The 17,730-nt window shown below is 57.3% G+C and carries 20 protein-coding genes; 14 read left to right on the top strand and 6 right to left on the bottom strand.

Annotation, left to right across the window (positions count from 1 at the left end; translation table 11 throughout):
• Positions 1–25 precede the first annotated feature (25 nt).
• Positions 26–448: a DoxX family protein gene (locus IM282_RS11200; protein WP_192970407.1), complete on the bottom strand. Its 423-nt coding sequence runs from the start codon at positions 446–448 to the stop codon at positions 26–28.
• Positions 449–620: 172 nt separating this feature from the next.
• Here IM282_RS11200 and IM282_RS11195 point away from each other — a divergent pair, with 172 nt between their 5' ends.
• Positions 621–1,760, top strand: a complete 1,140-nt coding sequence (locus IM282_RS11195) for a 3-phenylpropionate MFS transporter (RefSeq protein WP_003860673.1) — start codon at positions 621–623, stop codon at positions 1,758–1,760.
• On the opposite strand, the gene csiE is transcribed toward IM282_RS11195, so the two are convergent.
• Positions 1,761–3,038 carry a stationary phase inducible protein CsiE gene (gene csiE / locus IM282_RS11190; protein WP_032623757.1) on the bottom strand — a complete coding sequence of 426 codons (1,278 nt, stop codon included), beginning with the start codon at positions 3,036–3,038 and terminating at the stop codon, positions 1,761–1,763.
• Between the two features lie 125 nt (positions 3,039–3,163).
• On the opposite strand from csiE, the gene IM282_RS11185 reads away from it, so the two are divergent.
• Positions 3,164–3,802, top strand: coding sequence for a DUF1007 family protein (locus tag IM282_RS11185; RefSeq protein WP_022649022.1), 639 nt, complete (start codon positions 3,164–3,166; stop codon positions 3,800–3,802).
• On the top strand, positions 3,793–4,773 hold the full coding sequence (locus IM282_RS11180) for a nickel/cobalt transporter (protein ID WP_192970406.1): 981 nt from the start codon (positions 3,793–3,795) through the stop codon (positions 4,771–4,773). The genes IM282_RS11185 and IM282_RS11180 overlap by 10 nt, the downstream gene beginning before the upstream one ends.
• A gap of 60 nt (positions 4,774–4,833) precedes the next feature.
• Here the strand turns inward: IM282_RS11180 and suhB are convergent, their stop codons facing one another.
• Positions 4,834–5,637, bottom strand: a complete 804-nt coding sequence (suhB, locus tag IM282_RS11175; protein WP_022649020.1) for an inositol-1-monophosphatase — start codon at positions 5,635–5,637, stop codon at positions 4,834–4,836.
• A 132-nt stretch (positions 5,638–5,769) separates the two neighbouring features.
• Between suhB and trmJ the strand changes: the two genes are divergently transcribed.
• From trmJ to sseB, 11 genes are all read left to right on the top strand, one after another.
• Positions 5,770–6,495: a tRNA (cytosine(32)/uridine(32)-2'-O)-methyltransferase TrmJ gene (gene trmJ, locus IM282_RS11170; protein ID WP_015572157.1), complete on the top strand. Its 726-nt coding sequence runs from the start codon at positions 5,770–5,772 to the stop codon at positions 6,493–6,495.
• Positions 6,496–6,731: 236 nt separating this feature from the next.
• A complete protein-coding gene (gene iscR / locus IM282_RS11165) occupies positions 6,732–7,223 on the top strand; it encodes a Fe-S cluster assembly transcriptional regulator IscR (protein ID WP_022649018.1) in 492 nt (163 codons plus the stop codon).
• A gap of 117 nt (positions 7,224–7,340) precedes the next feature.
• Positions 7,341–8,555 carry a cysteine desulfurase gene (gene iscS, locus IM282_RS11160; protein WP_006176692.1) on the top strand — a complete coding sequence of 405 codons (1,215 nt, stop codon included), beginning with the start codon at positions 7,341–7,343 and terminating at the stop codon, positions 8,553–8,555.
• A gap of 24 nt (positions 8,556–8,579) precedes the next feature.
• Entirely contained in the window at positions 8,580–8,966 is a 387-nt protein-coding gene (gene iscU, locus IM282_RS11155; protein WP_003860661.1) for a Fe-S cluster assembly scaffold IscU, read from the top strand.
• Between the two features lie 13 nt (positions 8,967–8,979).
• Positions 8,980–9,303: an iron-sulfur cluster assembly protein IscA gene (gene iscA, locus IM282_RS11150; protein ID WP_003860659.1), complete on the top strand. Its 324-nt coding sequence runs from the start codon at positions 8,980–8,982 to the stop codon at positions 9,301–9,303.
• Between the two features lie 198 nt (positions 9,304–9,501).
• Entirely contained in the window at positions 9,502–10,017 is a 516-nt protein-coding gene (gene hscB / locus IM282_RS11145; RefSeq protein ID WP_022649017.1) for a co-chaperone HscB, read from the top strand.
• A gap of 14 nt (positions 10,018–10,031) precedes the next feature.
• Complete coding sequence (gene hscA, locus IM282_RS11140; RefSeq protein ID WP_045621501.1) at positions 10,032–11,882, top strand: Fe-S protein assembly chaperone HscA; 1,851 nt, start codon at positions 10,032–10,034, stop codon at positions 11,880–11,882.
• A 1-nt stretch (position 11,883) separates the two neighbouring features.
• Positions 11,884–12,219, top strand: a complete 336-nt coding sequence (fdx, locus tag IM282_RS11135; protein WP_003860652.1) for an ISC system 2Fe-2S type ferredoxin — start codon at positions 11,884–11,886, stop codon at positions 12,217–12,219.
• 1 nt (position 12,220) lies between these two features.
• Positions 12,221–12,421 carry a Fe-S cluster assembly protein IscX gene (gene iscX / locus IM282_RS11130; protein ID WP_003860650.1) on the top strand — a complete coding sequence of 67 codons (201 nt, stop codon included), beginning with the start codon at positions 12,221–12,223 and terminating at the stop codon, positions 12,419–12,421.
• Positions 12,422–12,474: 53 nt separating this feature from the next.
• Positions 12,475–13,761, top strand: coding sequence for an aminopeptidase PepB (gene pepB, locus IM282_RS11125; protein WP_023300718.1), 1,287 nt, complete (start codon positions 12,475–12,477; stop codon positions 13,759–13,761).
• A gap of 96 nt (positions 13,762–13,857) precedes the next feature.
• On the top strand, positions 13,858–14,634 hold the full coding sequence (gene sseB, locus IM282_RS11120) for an enhanced serine sensitivity protein SseB (RefSeq protein WP_032623766.1): 777 nt from the start codon (positions 13,858–13,860) through the stop codon (positions 14,632–14,634).
• A gap of 17 nt (positions 14,635–14,651) precedes the next feature.
• Here sseB and IM282_RS11115 read toward each other — a convergent pair whose 3' ends face one another.
• The 3 genes from IM282_RS11115 to IM282_RS11105 form a co-directional block, all read right to left on the bottom strand.
• A complete protein-coding gene (locus tag IM282_RS11115) occupies positions 14,652–15,422 on the bottom strand; it encodes a MurR/RpiR family transcriptional regulator (RefSeq protein WP_045621497.1) in 771 nt (256 codons plus the stop codon).
• Positions 15,422–16,267, bottom strand: coding sequence for a 3-mercaptopyruvate sulfurtransferase (sseA, locus tag IM282_RS11110; RefSeq protein ID WP_063138181.1), 846 nt, complete (start codon positions 16,265–16,267; stop codon positions 15,422–15,424). Before sseA ends, IM282_RS11115 begins: the two co-directional genes overlap by 1 nt.
• A gap of 89 nt (positions 16,268–16,356) precedes the next feature.
• Positions 16,357–17,724: a 6-phospho-alpha-glucosidase gene (locus IM282_RS11105; RefSeq protein ID WP_192970405.1), complete on the bottom strand. Its 1,368-nt coding sequence runs from the start codon at positions 17,722–17,724 to the stop codon at positions 16,357–16,359.
• Between the last annotated feature and the right edge of the window lie 6 nt (positions 17,725–17,730).

Genomic DNA, 17,730 nt, shown 5'->3' with positions numbered 1-17,730 from the left:
CGCTAATGCGGCCTTTTTTTATGGGCTAACGTCGATCGAGGGAGATGGCCCCCGGCCCGGTAATCGCCAGCAAAATAAATGCGCCAGCGATACTCACATTTTTGTAGAAGTTAATCATATTTGGCAGGACCGCATCGCCCGTCATATCCCAGTAGTGGTGACCAATCACCGCCGTTCCCAGCGTATAGAAGACAAAGATCACCGCGAGAGGGCGGGTGAAAAAGCCCAGCACGATTAGAATCGCGGCGGGGACTTCCATCACCACCGCAATAATCGCGGCCAGCATGGGCATGGGGGCGCCGAGCGACGTCATATACTGAACGGTGCCGCTAAACCCCGTCAGCTTGGGATAACCGAAAATAATAAACAGGACCAAGATAGCAATGCGGGCAATTAAAAGCAGGAGAGAACGAGAGGAGCCGAAATCGAAATAACGTAAGCTGTTCATGGCAAACGACCTCTTCAGGCGATGTCTTATAAACGTAATACAGTTTTACCGCTCTCGCCATACGCTGCCCGGCTGGTGATGATGTTAATTTTTAGTTAATTTATAGCGCGCTAACGACTTGCTAAAGTCAGGGATTAACGCCAGACTATCGCCTCCATTTCGGGAGGGATTCATGGTCTTGCATTCCACGCGCTGGCTGGCGCTCAGCTATTTCACCTATTTCTTTAGTTACGGTATTTTTCTGCCTTTCTGGAGCGTCTGGCTCAAGGGAATTGGTCTGACGCCTGAGACCATTGGCATCCTGCTGGGCGCGGGGCTGGTGGCACGTTTCCTGGGTAGTCTGCTGATTGCGCCCCGCGTCAGCGATCCCTCCTTACTGATTAAAGCGGTGCGAATTCTGGCCCTGCTGACGCTGGTCTTTGCAGCCTGCTTCTGGGTTAGCCACCAGTTTGCCTGGCTGATGGTGGTAATGGTTGGCTTTAATCTGTTCTTCTCCCCGCTGGTGCCGCTGACGGATGCCCTGGCGAACACCTGGCAAAAGCAGATCACCATGGACTATGGCCGCGTGCGCCTGTGGGGATCGATTGCCTTCGTGATCGGCTCTGCGCTGGTCGGGAAACTGGTCAGCCTCTATGACTATCGTGCCATTCTGGCGCTGTTAACGCTCGGCATCGCCTCGATGCTGCTCGGTATGTTGCTGCGTCCGTCGGTGATGCCGCAGGGCGAAAGCCGCCATCAGGAGAGCGCCGGCTGGCCCGCCTGGCGCTCGCTGGTGGCGCAAAGCTGGCGTTTCCTTGCCTGCGTCTGTCTGCTTCAGGGGGCGCATGCGGCCTATTATGGCTTCAGCGCCATCTACTGGCAGGGGGCGGGTTACTCGGCTTCTGCGGTAGGCTACCTGTGGTCGCTCGGCGTGGTGGCGGAGGTTATTATCTTCGCGCTGAGCCAAAAACTGTTCCGTCGTTTCGGGGCGCGTGACCTGCTGCTGCTTTCCGCCGTGTGCGGCGTGGCGCGCTGGGGCATCATGGGCTGGACGACGGAGCTGCCGTGGCTGATTGTGGCGCAAATTCTGCACTGCGGAACCTTCACCGTCTGCCATCTGGCGGCGATGCGCTATATCGCGGCGCGAGAGGGTGGGGACGTTATTCGTCTTCAGGCAGTCTATTCAGCGGTGGCGATGGGCGGCAGTATTGCGGTGATGACCGTATTTGCCGGTTTCCTCTATCAGCACCTGGGCCACGGTGTGTTCTGGGTGATGGCGCTGGTCGCTTTACCGGCCATTGTCATCCGCCCTAAAGTCGCTGCTCGCACGTAACTAGGATTCGAGCATAACGCGAATATGTTCCTGCTGCTGCGTGTTCAGGGTCTCAACGGCATGAATGAGCGGCGGCGAGAACAGCGGCAGCGCGGTTGGATAAGGCGTAATAACCAGCGCCGCCTCGCGGGGGGCGCCCTCCTTCTTAAACGCTTCCAGGCTAAGATAACGAATATTGAGCGGCAGCAGCGTCAGCTCGCGAAGCTGCTGCTCAATTAACTCCTCGCAGGCTTTATCTTCCCCCGTTAACAGGACCACCTGTTTTTCATGAAGATCGGTTTCCTGCATCAGCCAGGCACCAAAAATCACCGCCACCAGAGCCATCTCTTCACCGGAGAATCGCAGGCCAAATTCGGCTTCCAGCTCAAACAGCGCCTCTTTAGTGGTGCGCAGCAGCCGGGGGTATAGACGGTGGATCTCTTCCGGCAGACTGTTGTCGATGCCGATGTCAAATAAGGAGCGGTCCAGCGCCTGAGCCAGATGAATATACAGCTGATCGGTCAGCCCTTGCTCATCGCTGAAGTTCATCCCGGTTTGCGCCCGGAAACGGGCAATCATACGCACGATGGCCCGACGCAGGCGCTGATCCTGCTGGTGTTTATCCAGTACCGGGTCGGGTGTGCGGAGCATCATAAACAGCAGCGCCAGGAACAGCTGTTCATCACTGTGCGTTCCCTGCGGGACGCGCCGTTTCCAGTGACGGACAATTTCCTGCGCCGTAAAGTATTCCCCTCTCGATTGCGTCCAGCTGCGCTGAACGGGTGAAAACTCCGGCGTATTGCCCAGATGATGCTGAATCAGACAATATTGCAGATAAAGCTGTAAAAACTGTACGTCGCGGGACTCAAACTGGCGCTGAAGCTTGCGCGCGCAAAAGTTGATAAGCGCCCGAAGGTTCGCATCGTCATAAAGCGGGCGGGCAATGCCGTGCTGTTTGAGCGCGGTTTTTAAGGCAGGGGTAAACTGTTGGGCGACAAAATGTGGACACAGCCGAAGCGCCCTGCGCAGCCAGTGCAGCAGGCACAAACGCTGATTCAGGGCGGAGCCCTCAATTCGGTAACAACCGTCATGGTGCGTGACGATATCAAGCCGATGATAGCGCTGGATTTCATCGCGCGTCTCGGCTATATCTTGCCGTGCCAGGACGTCGTCCACGCCATTGGCAGCGATTATGCTCTGTGCGGTGACGGCAGCATCGGGCAGGTAAAGCATCAAAAGCACCTGGCAACGGCGCTGCGAACTGGAAAGCACAGATGGAATTTCAAGCGTCGTCATCATCTGTCGGGTATCCAGTGTGAATGTTTGATAAGAATAGCTAAAGGATGGGCGCTGAAAAGCGCGCCGGCAGGCCTTTCATTCAGGATTGCTGGCGAACATCACAGAATTTTTGACGTGAGGAATTGATGCAAACAGTTAAACAAAGCGTGACAGCGTTATTTTTGGCGGTTATCACCTCCGCCGCCAGCGCACATCCTCACAGCTTTATCAGCCTGAAAACCGAACTGGTGACGGACGGCACACAGCTCAGCGGCCTGAAGATGCGCTGGACGATGGATGAAATCACCTCCGCCGACCTGCTGTACGATGCCGGAAACGCAAAGCCCGGCGACGAGATCTGGAAAAAGCTGGCGGCGGAAGTCATGGCCAACGTGCTGGGTCAGCACTACTTCACCGAGTTCTGGCACAACGGACAAAAGGTGAAATTTCTTAACCGTCCCACGGAGTACGGTATGACCCGCGACGGCCATCAGGCGGTGCTGACGTTTATCCTTCCGCTGGCGCACCCTCAGCCGCTGGCCGGGCAGAAGTACAGGTTTTCCACGTTTGACCCAACCTACTATGTCGATATGCATTACGCCCAGGACAGCGACGTACAGTTGCCAGAAATATTGCAAAAAAGCTGCAAAATTGCCGTGCACACGCCGACGCCCAGTGAAGAGACGCTGAACTTTGCCGTTTCCCTTGATAAAGAAGATGCGCCTCCAGAAGACATGGAATTAGGAAAACAGTTTGCGCAGGAGGTGACGTTACAATGTCAGTGATCTCCTCCCCCGTCAGTAAGCCGCGTCGCTGGCTGCACCTCTGGCCTCTGGCGCTCTTTTTGCTGTTAGCGTCTGGCGGCGCGCTCTGGCTGTGGCAGGCATGGCCGCAGGTGATGATGAAAAGTATCCTCTGGCAGCGGGAAGTTAATCTGCAGATGAGCGGGCTGCTGAAAGCCGTGGCGGAAAATCCGTCCAAAGCGGGCGGCTCTCTTCTGGCGTTCAGCTTTATCTATGGCGTGCTGCATGCCCTGGGGCCGGGGCACGGCAAAATCGTCATCACGACCTGGCTTGCCACCCATCCGTCGAAGCTGAAATCGAGTATCGGCCTGACGCTGGCTTCCTCGTTACTTCAGGGCGGTGTGGCAATTGTGCTGGTCGTGGTCGTCCTTTCGCTGCTACAGCTCCCGGCCCGCCAGCTGCATATGAGCAGCTTCTGGCTGGAGAAGGGAAGTTACGCGCTGGTAGGCTTACTGGGGCTGATTCTCTGCTGGCGGGCGCTGAAAAAATTGCGCGCGTTGCTGCAAAAACCAAAATTCAAAGCCTTTACGCCGCATCACCTTCACCATGAAAACTGCGGGTGCGGGCATCAGCATCTCCCGACGCAGGAACAATTACAGAATGGTGACGACTGGCGTGCGCGCCTGATGATTGTTCTCTCAATGGGGATGCGTCCGTGCTCGGGCGCAATCATGGTGCTGTTGTTCAGCAAAGTGATAGGTGTATTTGGCTGGGGCATGATCTCGGCGCTGGCGATGGCGGCGGGAACATCTCTGACTATCTCTTCGTTAGCCTTGCTGGTGCACAGCTTCCGTCAGCTGGCGGTAAAACTCAGCGGCAATAAAACGCCGGTATTGTGGCGACAGGTTGGCTGGACGACGCTTGCGCTGGCGGGCGGGGTGATTCTGCTGGTGGCTGCGGTCACGATGTGGATAAGTGCGGTGCCGGTGGGAAGGGGGTTGCGGCCTTTTTAGCCATACCTGAGGGGTTTGTAGGCCCGGTAAGCGTAGCGCCACCGGGCTTAACAGACTGGATTAACGCTTCAGCGCATCGCTCAGTTCTTCACGCATGTTTGCCAGCATGGCTTTAACAACGCGCGGGTTACCTGCAACGATGTTGCCGGTAGACATATAGTTATGGCCGCCGGTGAAGTCACAAACAATCGCGCCAGCTTCACGTGCGATCAGCTCGCCCGCCGCGAAGTCCCACGGCTTCAGTGACAGCTCAAAGTAACCGTCAACGCGGCCGGTCGCCACGTAGGCCAGATCCAGTGCAGCAGAGCCGGTGCGACGGAAGTCCGCGCATTCGGTGAACAGTTTGCCGAGGATATTCATATAAGTGGTTGCGTGCTGCTTCGCCTTGAACGGGAAGCCGGTCGCCAGAATCGTGCCGTCCAGATCGCGTGCATTGCTGCAGCGCAGACGGTAGCCGTTCAGTTGCGCGCCCTGACCGCGGGTCGCGGTGAACAGTTCGTTACGCATTGGATCGTAAACAACGGCGACTTCAGTACGGCCTTTGATGCGTACTGCGATAGACACAGAGAAGTGTGGCAGGCGCTTAACGAAGTTGGTGGTGCCATCCAGTGGATCGATAACCCATTGAACATCCTGATCGGTACCTTCATGTTCACCGCTTTCTTCGGTGATGATGGTGTGCTGCGGGTAAGATTTGCGGATCGTTTCGATAATAATCGCTTCGGCGGCTTTATCGACGTTAGTCACGAAATCATTGCTGCCTTTCTGGCTGGTTTCTACGGAGTCTGGGGTTTCGTAGTGTTTGGCAATTACATTACCCGCCTTGCGCGCTGCGCGCACGGCGATGGTCAGCATCGGATGCATCGGTCTCTCTCACTGGATGTTAAAGAACAGGAAAATCGGCGCAGAGTATAGCAGCGGGATCGGATTATGTCTCTCGTTTATGATAATATGCCCGAATATTCTTCAGACACTGAATCCAGACATCTAAAAATTATGCTGCAAAACATTCGAATCGTGCTGGTCGAAACATCGCACACCGGCAACATGGGCTCTGTGGCCCGCGCTATGAAAACCATGGGCTTAACGAACCTGTGGCTGGTTAATCCGCTGGTGAAACCAGACTCTCAGGCTATTGCGCTGGCGGCCGGCGCCAGCGACGTGATAGGGAATGCACAGATTGTGGACACCCTGGACGAAGCCCTGGCCGGTTGCAGTCTGGTGGTGGGGACCAGCGCGCGCTCCCGTACGCTGCCCTGGCCGATGCTGGACCCGCGCGAATGCGGCCTGAAAAGTATCTCAGAAGCGGAACAGGCGCCGGTTGCGCTGGTGTTTGGTCGTGAACGCGTTGGCCTGACCAACGAGGAACTACAGAAGTGTCACTACCACGTGGCGATTGCCGCCAACCCGGAATACAGCTCGCTGAACCTGGCGATGGCGGTGCAGGTGATTGCCTACGAAGTGCGCATGGCATGGCTGGCGACGCAGGAAAAACCGGTCGAACCTAAAGAAGAGACGGCCTACCCGCTGGTGGACGATCTGGAGCGCTTCTACGGCCACCTGGAGCAGACGCTGCTCTCTACCGGCTTTATCCGTGAAGGCCATCCAGGGCAGGTGATGAACAAGCTGCGCCGTATGTTCACCCGCGCGCGCCCGGAAAGCCAGGAGCTGAACATCCTGCGCGGGATCCTGGCGTCGATTGAGCAGAAGAATAAAGAGTAGTGCAGTGTGTTCGCCGGGTTGCGCTGCGCTTACCCGGCCTACAAAGCCCGTAGGCCCGTGCAAGCGCAGCGCCGCCGGGCAAAAAATACGGCACAGAAGGTTAAATACCTGACTAAAACAGTCAAGTAAATAGTTGACCAATTTAGTCAGGAATGTCAGACTTGGCCCTGCTATGCAATACCCCCATTTTACAATAAAAAACCCCGGGCAGGGGCGAGTTTGAGGTTAAGTAAGACATGAGACTGACATCTAAAGGGCGTTATGCCGTGACCGCGATGCTGGACGTTGCGCTCAACTCCGAAGCGGGCCCGGTTCCGTTGGCTGATATTTCTGAACGACAGGGGATCTCCCTCTCTTATCTGGAACAGCTGTTCTCCAGACTGCGTAAAAATGGACTGGTGTCCAGCGTTCGTGGCCCGGGCGGCGGTTATCTGCTGGGTAAAGACGCGGGCAGTATTGCGGTTGGCGAAGTGATTAGCGCAGTTGACGAATCCGTTGATGCGACCCGTTGCCAGGGCAAAGGCGGCTGCCAGGGCGGCGATAAATGCCTGACCCACGCGCTGTGGCGCGATCTGAGCGACCGTCTGACCGGCTTCCTGAATAACATCACCCTGGGTGAGCTGGTTAATAACCAGGAAGTTCTGGATGTTTCTGGTCGTCAGCACAGTCAGGATTCACAACGCAGCACCCGCTCGCAGGACGCCATCGACGTTAAACTGCGCGCGTAATTAAAAAGATAAGTATTCAGAATCAGGCCGGGGTGGTCACACCCCGCGTACTCGGTCGTACATCCAGCCGGTTGCCTGATTCCTTGCATTGAAGCGATGTACGGAGTTTATAGAGCAATGAAATTACCGATTTATCTCGACTACTCCGCAACCACGCCGGTGGACCCGCGTGTTGCCGAGAAAATGATGCAGTGTCTGACCCTGGACGGAAACTTTGGTAACCCAGCTTCCCGTTCACACCGTTTTGGCTGGCATGCTGAAGAGGCGGTTGATATCGCCCGTAATCAGATTGCTGACCTGGTCGGTGCCGACCCGCGTGAAATTGTTTTCACCTCCGGTGCGACCGAATCCGACAACCTGGCGATCAAAGGTGCAGCCAACTTTTATCAGAAAAAAGGCAAGCACATCATCACCAGCAAAACCGAACACAAAGCCGTGCTGGACACCTGCCGTCAGCTGGAGCGTGAAGGGTTCGAAGTGACTTACCTGGCGCCGCAGAGCAACGGGATCATCGACCTGAAAGAGCTCGAAGCGGCGATGCGTGATGACACCATTCTGGTTTCCATCATGCACGTTAACAACGAAATCGGTGTTGTGCAGGACATCGCCACCATCGGCGAAATGTGCCGTGCGCGCGGCATCATCTACCACGTGGATGCGACCCAGAGCGTGGGCAAACTGCCTATCGACCTGAGCCAGCTGAAAGTGGACCTGATGTCCTTCTCCGGCCACAAAATCTATGGCCCGAAAGGGATCGGCGCGCTGTACGTTCGTCGTAAGCCACGTATCCGCATTGAAGCACAGATGCACGGCGGCGGTCACGAGCGCGGCATGCGTTCCGGTACTTTGCCTGTTCACCAGATCGTGGGGATGGGCGAAGCGTATCGCATCGCGAAAGAAGAGATGGAAAGCGAGATGGCACGCCTGCGTACGCTGCGTAACCGTCTTTGGGACGGCGTGAAGGATATGGAAGAAGTCTATCTGAACGGCGATCTCGAGCAGGGCGCGCCGAACATCCTCAACGTCAGCTTCAACTATGTTGAAGGCGAGTCGCTGATCATGGCGCTGAAAGACCTGGCCGTTTCTTCCGGTTCTGCCTGTACGTCTGCAAGCCTGGAGCCATCCTACGTGCTGCGTGCGCTGGGCATGACTGACGAGCTGGCACACAGCTCTATCCGTTTCTCTTTAGGTCGTTTCACTACCGAAGAAGAGATTGACTACACCATCAAACTGGTTCGTAACTCCATCGGCCGTCTGCGCGACCTTTCTCCACTGTGGGAAATGTTCAAGCAGGGCGTGGATCTGAACAGCATTGAATGGTCACATCACTAATCGGTACATAAGGAGAATTCAATCATGGCATACAGCGAAAAAGTTATCGATCATTACGAGAACCCGCGCAACGTTGGCTCTTTTGACAACAGCGACGAATCTGTCGGTAGCGGTATGGTTGGCGCGCCAGCGTGTGGCGACGTGATGAAGTTGCAGATTAAAGTCAACAATGAAGGTATCATTGAAGACGCGCGCTTCAAGACCTACGGCTGCGGTTCTGCTATCGCCTCCAGCTCCCTGGTCACCGAGTGGGTGAAGGGCAAGTCTCTGGACGAAGCACAGGCAATCAAAAACACGGACATTGCTGAAGAACTCGAACTGCCGCCGGTGAAAATTCACTGTTCAATTCTGGCAGAAGACGCGATCAAAGCCGCCATTGCGGATTACAAAAGCAAACGTGAAGCAAAATAATTGAGGTTTGAGTATGTCGATTACCCTTAGCGACAGCGCTGCCGCGCGAGTAAGCTCTTTTCTGGCGAACCGTGGTAAAGGCTTTGGCCTGCGACTGGGCGTACGTACCTCCGGCTGTTCTGGTATGGCTTACGTACTGGAGTTTGTTGACGAACCGGCGTCTGATGACACCGTGTTTGAAGACAAGGGCGTGAAGGTGGTGGTCGATGGCAAAAGCCTGCAATTTCTCAACGGCACTCAGCTGGACTTTGTAAAAGAAGGCCTGAACGAAGGGTTCAAATTTACGAACCCGAACGTCAAAGACGAGTGTGGTTGCGGCGAAAGCTTCCACGTTTAACCGCGTTCCGCTGTTATACCGATTAATTCGTGTTGCAGAAAGGCGGCAAGCGAGTGAATCCCCGGGAGCTTACTTAAGTAAGTGACTGGGGTGAACGAGCGCAGACAACGCATCTGCAGCGCGAAGTAAGAAGGTATAACCCCACCGTGGCTGTGCTACGCGTGGGGTTTGTTCTAACAGGCTACCCCTGAGATTGTTATGGATTACTTCACTCTCTTCGGACTACCCGCTCAATACCCGATTGATCTCCAGGCGCTGACGATCCGTTTTCAGGATCTCCAGCGTCAGTACCATCCGGATAAATTCGCCAGCGGGACGCAGGCAGAGCAGCTGGCTGCGGTATCACACTCCGCAACCATCAACCAGGCCTGGCAAACGCTGCGTCATCCGCTGGCGCGTGCAGAATATCTGCTCTCGCTCCACGGTTTTGATCTGGCGAGCGAACAGCATACCGTGCGCGACACCGCGTTTCTGATGGAGCAGCTGGAGCTTCGCGAAGAGCTGGATGAAATTGAACAGGCTAAAGACGAAGCGCGTCTGGAACGTTTTCTCCAGCGCGTAAAGGGCATGTTCGATACCCGCCATCAGCAGATGGTTGAGCAACTGAACAACGAGACCTGGGACGTGGCGGCAGACACTGTGCGCAAACTCCGTTTTCTCGATAAACTGCGAAGCAGTGCTGAACAACTCGAAGAAAAGCTGCTCGATTTTTAATTTCGGAAGCAATTATGGCCTTATTACAAATTAGTGAGCCAGGCTTAAGCGCCGCACCGCACCAGCGTCGTCTGGCGGTCGGTATTGACCTGGGCACCACCAATTCTCTCGTGGCGACCGTGCGTAGCGGCCAGGCGGAAACGCTGGCTGACGAGCAGGGCCGCCATCTGCTGCCTTCCGTGGTCCACTACCAGCAGCAGGGTCACGCTGTCGGCTTTGATGCCCGCGCCAATGCCGCGCGCGATCCGGCTAACACCATCAGCTCGGTTAAGCGCATGATGGGCCGCTCGCTGGCGGATATCCAGACCCGTTATCCGCATCTGCCGTACCAGTTACAGGCCAGCGAAAACGGCCTGCCGATGATTGCGACATCTGCCGGTCTGCTGAACCCGATTCGTGTTTCTGCTGACATCCTCAAAGCGCTGGCGGCGCGCGCGACGGCGACGCTCGGTGGCGATCTGGACGGCGTGGTAATCACCGTTCCGGCCTACTTCGACGATGCACAGCGTCAGGGCACCAAAGACGCCGCGCGTCTGGCGGGCCTGCACGTGCTGCGTCTGCTGAACGAACCGACAGCGGCAGCCATTGCCTACGGCCTCGATTCCGGTCAGGAAGGGGTGATTGCGGTTTACGATCTCGGCGGCGGGACGTTTGATATCTCTATCCTGCGCTTAAGCCGCGGTGTGTTCGAAGTGCTGGCCACCGGCGGGGATTCCGCGCTCGGCGGCGATGACTTCGACCATCTGCTGGCGGACTACATCCGCGAGCAGGCGGGCATCAGCGATCGCAGCGATGCGCGCGTCCAGCGTGAACTGCTGGATGCGGCCATCGACGCCAAAATCGCCCTGAGCGATGCGCAGTCCGTCAGCGTGAACGTCGCAGGCTGGCAGGGTGAGATCACCCGCGACCAGTTCAGCGAACTGATTGCGCCTCTGGTTAAGCGTACCCTACTGGCCTGCCGTCGCGCATTGAAAGATGCGGGCGTTGAGGCTAACGAGGTGCTGGAAGTGGTCATGGTTGGCGGCTCAACCCGCGTGCCGCTGGTACGTGAGCGCGTAGGGGAATTCTTTGGCCGCACGCCGCTGACCTCTATCGACCCGGACAAAGTGGTTGCCGTGGGTGCCGCTATCCAGGCCGATATCCTGGTCGGCAACAAGCCGGACAGCGAAATGCTGCTGCTGGACGTCATCCCGCTGTCTCTGGGTTTAGAAACCATGGGCGGCCTGGTGGAGAAAGTCATTCCCCGTAACACCACCATTCCGGTGGCGCGCGCGCAGGAGTTTACGACCTTCAAAGACGGCCAGACCGCGATGTCCATCCACGTGATGCAGGGCGAGCGCGAGCTGGTGCAGGACTGCCGCTCTCTGGCGCGCTTTGCGCTGCGCGGAATTCCGGCGCTGCCGGCGGGCGGGGCGCATATTCGCGTCACCTTCCAGGTGGATGCGGACGGTCTCCTGAGCGTGACGGCGATGGAAAAATCCACCGGCGTCGAATCGTCCATTCAGGTGAAGCCGTCCTACGGCCTGACCGATGGCGAAATCGCCTCCATGATTCAGGACTCAATGAGCTACGCCGAGCAGGATGTGAAGGCGCGTATGCTGGCGGAACAAAAAGTGGAAGCCGCACGCGTGCTGGAGAGCCTGAACGGCGCGCTCGCTGCCGACGCCGCGCTGTTAAGCGCCGCTGAGCGCCAGGTGATTGACGAGGCTGCCGCGCGCTTAAGCGTAGTCGCCGAAGGCAATGACGCTGACGCAATAGAAGAAGCCATTAAAAACGTTGATAAACAAACCCAGGACTTCGCTGCTCGCCGCATGGACAAATCTGTCCGCGTCGCGCTGAAAGGCCAGTCCGTGGACGAGGTTTAATATGCCAAAGATTGTTATTTTGCCTCATGCGGACCTCTGTCCGGATGGCGCTGTTCTGGAAGCGAAGACCGGTGAAACCATTCTCGATGTAGCCCTGCGTGCAGGTATCGAAGTGGAACACGCCTGTGAAAAATCCTGTGCCTGTACCACCTGCCACTGCATCGTGCGTGAAGGTTTTGATTCTCTCGCCGAGAGCACCGAAGACGAAGACGACATGCTGGACAAAGCATGGGGTCTGGAGCCAGACAGCCGCTTAAGCTGCCAGGCCGCGGTGACCGATGAAGATCTGGTCGTGGAATTCCCACGCTACACCATCAACCACGCACGCGAGCATTAATATGGGACTGAAGTGGACAGACAGCCGTGAAATCGGCGAAGCGCTCTACGACGCGAACCCGGATCTCGATCCGAAGACCGTACGATTCACCGACATGCATCAGTGGATCTGCGATTTAGAGGATTTTGACGACGATCCAAACGCATCCAATGAAAAAATTCTGGAGGCGATTCTGTTAGTCTGGTTAGATGAAGCAGAGTAAATCACTTAACGGGCTGCCTTCAGGCGGCCCGTTTGCTAATAAGGACAAATAAAATGACCGAAGCGATGAAGATTACGCTCTCCACGCAGCCAGCCGACGCACGCTGGGGCGAGAAAGCCACCTGGAGCATCAATAACGACGGTATTACCCTGCACCTGACGGGTAACGATGATTTGGGCCTGATCCAGCGCGCCGCGCGTAAAATTGACGGCCTGGGCATTAAGCATGTCACTCTGGCTGGCGAAGGCTGGGACACAGACCGCAGCTGGGCTTTCTGGGCGGGTTACAAAGGGCCGAAAGGCACCCGTAAAATTGAGTGGGCGAACCTCGATGAAGCCGGTCAGAAAGAGCTGGAAAGCCGCCTGAAAATTATCGACTGGGTGCGCGACACCATCAACGCCCCGGCGGAAGAGTTGGGGCCTGAGCAGCTGGCGCAGCGCGCGGTTGACCTGCTGTGCGGCGTGGCGGATGACAAGATGACCTACCGCATCACCAAAGGTGAAGACCTGCGCGAACAAAATTACATGGGTATCCACACCGTGGGTCGTGGCTCCGAGCGTCCTCCGGTCCTGCTGGCGCTGGATTACAACCCAACCGGCGATAAAGAAGCGCCGGTCTTTGCCTGTCTGGTCGGGAAAGGTATCACCTTCGATACCGGCGGTTACAGCCTGAAGCAGAGCGCGTTCATGGACTCCATGAAGTCCGACATGGGCGGCGCGGCGACCATTACCGGCGCGCTGGCGTTCGCCATCACCCGTGGTCTGAACAAGCGCGTGAAGCTCTACCTGTGCTGCGCGGATAACATGGTGAGTGGCAATGCCTTCAAGCTGGGCGACATCATTCGCTACCGCAACGGTAAAAATGTTGAGGTGATGAACACCGATGCCGAAGGCCGTCTGGTGCTGGCCGATGGCCTGATCGACGCCTCTGCGCAGAAGCCGGAGCTGATTATCGACATGGCGACCCTGACCGGCGCGGCGAAAACTGCCCTTGGCAACGATTACCATGCGCTGTTCAGCTTCGACGACAAGCTGGCCGCTCGCCTGCTGGCCAGCGCGGCGGCGGAAAACGAGCCGTTCTGGCGTCTGCCGCTGGCCGAGTTCCACCGCAGCCAGCTGCCGTCTAACTTCGCCGAGCTGAACAACACCGCGAGCGCGGCGTACCCGGCGGGAGCCAGCACAGCAGCAGGCTTCCTGTCTCACTTCGTTGAGAACTACCATGAAGGCTGGCTGCACATTGACTGCTCCGCAACCTACCGTAAAGCGGCGGTTGAGCAGTGGTCAGCAGGCGCAACCGGTCTGGGTGTGCGTACCGTGGCGAACCTGCTGACGGCTGAGTGATCTTTTTTGCCGGGTGGCGCTACGCTTACCCGGCCTACAAAACCCGTAGGCCCGTGCAAGCGTAGCGCCGCCGGGCAATTGTGAAGTAGCCAAACTATGTCAGAAACCAAAAACGAATTAGAAACCCTGCTGGAGCAGGCGGCGACCGAGCCCGCCCACCGTCCGGCCTTTTTCCGCACGCTGCTGGAATCCACCGTCTGGGTGCCGGGCACCGCCGCGGAAGGGGAGCAGGTTGTCGAAGACAGCGCCCTGGATCTGCTGCACTGGGAGAAAGACGACGGCACGTCGGTGATCCCGTTCTTTACCTCGCTCGAGGCCTTGCAGGAAGCGGTAGAAGACGAACAAGCGTTCGTGGTGATGCCGGTGCGCACGTTGTTCGAAATGACCCTGGGGCAGACGCTGTTCCTCAACGCCAAACTGCCGACCGGGAAAGAGTTTACTCCGCGCGAAATCAGCCACCTGATTGGTGACGAGGGCAACCCGCTCAGCACTCAGGAGGTGCTGGAAGGGGGCGAAACGCTGCTGCTGTCTGAAGTGGCCGAGCCGCCCGCGCAGATGATTGACTCCCTGACCACGCTGTTTAAAACCATCAAGCCGGTAAAACGCGCGTTTCTCTGCTCTATCAAAGAGAGCGCTGACGAAAAGCCTGTTCTGCTGATAGGGATTGAGGCCGACGGCGATATCGACGAGATCATCCAGGCAGCGGGAAGCGTGGCAACCGACACCCTGCCGGGCGATGAGCCGATTGATATCTGTCAGGTGAAGAAAGGTGAGCAGGGCATCAGCCACTTTATTACCGAGCACATCACCCCGTTCTACGAGCGTCGCTGGGGCGGCTTCCTGCGCGATCTCAAGACCAACCGCATTATCTGATTACGGCGGGGTGACCTTCACCCCGTTGCTTCCAGCAACAGTAAATCCATCAGCAGCACCAGATTCGACTCAAACGACGTCACCCCTGCGGCTTCGGCGGCGAAATGTACCGCTTCGTCATAGAGGGCAAAATGCACGTCGGCCATACCTGCCAGCGTATTGGCCGACGCGCGGGTAAACGCGACGATCGTCATGCCGACGTTTTTGGCGATCCGCGCTTTATCCAGCACCTGCTCCGTTTCGCCGCTGCGCGAAACGGCAATAAATACCTGATAGCGTGCGGCGTTGCTGAGAAAAATATTCCGGCTGTCCCCCGGTCCGGAGATGAACGCGGTTTTTCCCAGCACCTGCAACTTCTTGGTCAGGTACTCGGCAAAAAGATATGAAAACCCGGCGCCGTAGAGAAAGAAGCTCTCTTTCTGGCGCAGCAGGCTGGCAAACTGCTGGCGTTTGTCCTGGGTAACCCACTGGAAGGTCTGCTGATAGTTGGCAATGAACCGGGCAAAAAGCGCGGGCATTTCTGCATGTTGCGAAGACTGTACGGTGATCCGCGGCGTGTCAGAAAGCAGCTGCTTGCAGTGCCAGATAAACTCGCTAAATCCGCTGAAGCCCAGCTTCTGGCACAGCCGCATAATCGTCGCGGTGGAAACAAATGTCGCCAGCGCCAGCTCGCGCACCGTGATATTGCCCACCAGCAGCGGATGCTCAGTGAGGTGGGCGAGGACGCGATATTCCGCGCGGGTCAGTGACGACCCGCGTGTTAACAGCGTTGCCAGGCGGTTATCCATTATTTCGCCGGTTCTACCGGCAGATCGTCCCGTGCACCCCATTCACTCCAGGCGCCGTCATACAGCGTCACGTCATTCGCGCCAAGGGTTGCCAGCGCCAGGATCACCACGCAGGCCGTCACGCCGGAGCCGCAGCTGGCAATAACCGGACGATGCAAATCCACGCCCTGACGTTCAAAAATGGCACGCAATTCATCGGTGGTTTTCAGCTCGCCTTCAAACACCAGATCGCCCCACGGCACGTTCAGCGCCCCCGGGATATGTCCGCGCTTCAGCCCCGGACGCGGCTCATCCGCTTCAGCGTTGAAGCGTGGAGCGGGACGGGCATCGACGATTTGCGCCGTTTTTTCATGGCTCACGACCAGAACGTCGGTCAGGCGCTTGACCACGTGTGCGTCGAACGTGGCATCGAATTCGCCTTCCGGCAGCGTCACGTCGCCCTGCTGAAGCGGCAGCTCGTCGCGCTTCCAGCCCGCAAGCCCGCCCGCCAGAATCGACACTTTTTCCACGCCGAAGTTTTTCAGCATCCACCACGCCCGCGGGGCGGAGAAGAGGTTACCCTCATCGTAAACAACGAGGTGTTTGTCTTTGCTGATGCCGAGCTCGCGCATCGCCACGGAAAACGCTTCCGGACGAGGCAGCATGTGCGGCAGGGGAGAGGTGTGATCGGAGAGGGCTTCGATATCGAAAAAAACCGCGCCAGGCAGGTGCCCTGCGCGATATTCAGCGGGAACGTCACGATGCTCCTGGCCCGGAGGGGCCATGCGCGCGTCGATAATCTGAACTTCCGGGTCGTCGCCGTGCTCAATCAGCCAGTCGGCGGCGACAAAATATGAGGTGGACATGGTTGCCTCCATTCTTTTCCGTAAAAAAGGATTGTCGGTGTTTTTTCTGACACCGACAAGTTAACCACGTTCAACTCGCGAGCAAGCCCCTATTTTTTCACCGCTTCACCGTCCTGCCATGCCTTTTGCAGCGCTGGCCAGTAGTCGCGGTTGGCTTCGATCATCTCATCCAGAATCGCTTTCGCGTGCTCCATGGTCGGCACGGTGCGGTTCAGAGTAAACGCCTGCAACGCTTTCTCGTAGCTGCCTTCGATGGTTGCCTCCACCAGCAGCTGTTCAGAAGCGAGCTGCTGTTGCAGGAGCGTCTGGTGGAACAACGGCACCTGACCCACGCGGACAGGCTCCGGCCCTTCGGAGGTGATATAGGCAGGTACTTCCACCACCGCATCGTACGGCAGATTGGTAATCGCCCCGCGGTTTTCCACCATCACCAGATGACGTTGGCGCAGGTTGAATGCCAGCGAGCAGGCGACATCGACGATAAATTCGCCGTGAACACCTACGTGGAAGGCGTCCGGTAAGATCCCGCTGCGCTGATACTCTTCGGCGGCGGCAAACAGCTTTTTCTCACGTCCGTTCATCACTTCGTTGGCACGGGTATAGTCCGGGGTCTGATGCTCCACAATCTGGTTCGGCATCAGGTAGTACTGTAGATACGGGTTCGGCAGGTACTCCGGGAAGTTATCCATAATCGGCTTGATGTTGCGCCAGGTTTTCACCCATGACGGATCCGAGTGCTGCGGGTCGGTTTTGGCCGCGTCTTCCGTCAGCAGGCCAAACTTCGCGATATGTTTACGCAGCTCCGGTAATTTGTCCTCGCCGTCCACCAGCACGCGGGTAAACCAGCCGAAGTGGTTGAGGCCAAAATAGTCCACCTCCAGTTTATGACGATCCACGCCCAGAATGGCGCCCATATTGCGCATCGCGGCGACAGGCATATCGCAGATGTTCAGCACGCGTGCGTTGGGGCGCAGGCGACGCACGCCCTCAGCGACAATCGCCGCCGGGTTGGAGTAGTTCACGATCCACGCCTTTTCGTGCGCGTAGCGTTCCACCCTATCGATAAGCTCTACCATCGGCAGGATCGTACGCAGGCCATATGCCAGCCCGCCGGGTCCGCAGGTTTCCTGGCCGACCACCCCGTGGCGCAGCGGAATTTTTTCATCCTGCTCGCGCATTTTGTACTGTCCGACGCGCATCTGAGCAAAAACAAAATGCGCGCCGCTGAAGGCCACCTCCGGATCGCTGGTGACCGTGAATTTGATGCTCTGGCTGTGGTCGCGAATGACCTTTTCCACCACGGGCGCAATGGTGTTCTGGCGCGCCTCGTCGATGTCATACAGGCGAATCTCTGCCAGGGGGAAATCGTGCAGGCGTACCATCAGGCTTTTTACTATACCTGGCGTGTAGGTGCTGCCGCCGCCGGCAATCGACAGAATGAATGGGGGTGTTAACATCTTTAG

It is taken from the genome of Enterobacter cloacae complex sp. P29RS, from assembly GCF_014893445.1.
In the GTDB taxonomy this organism is placed as follows: Bacteria; Pseudomonadota; Gammaproteobacteria; order Enterobacterales; family Enterobacteriaceae; genus Enterobacter; species Enterobacter intestinihominis.
The sequence above is the reverse complement of the archived record's forward strand: the minus strand, read 5'-3'. Positions and strand labels throughout refer to the sequence as shown.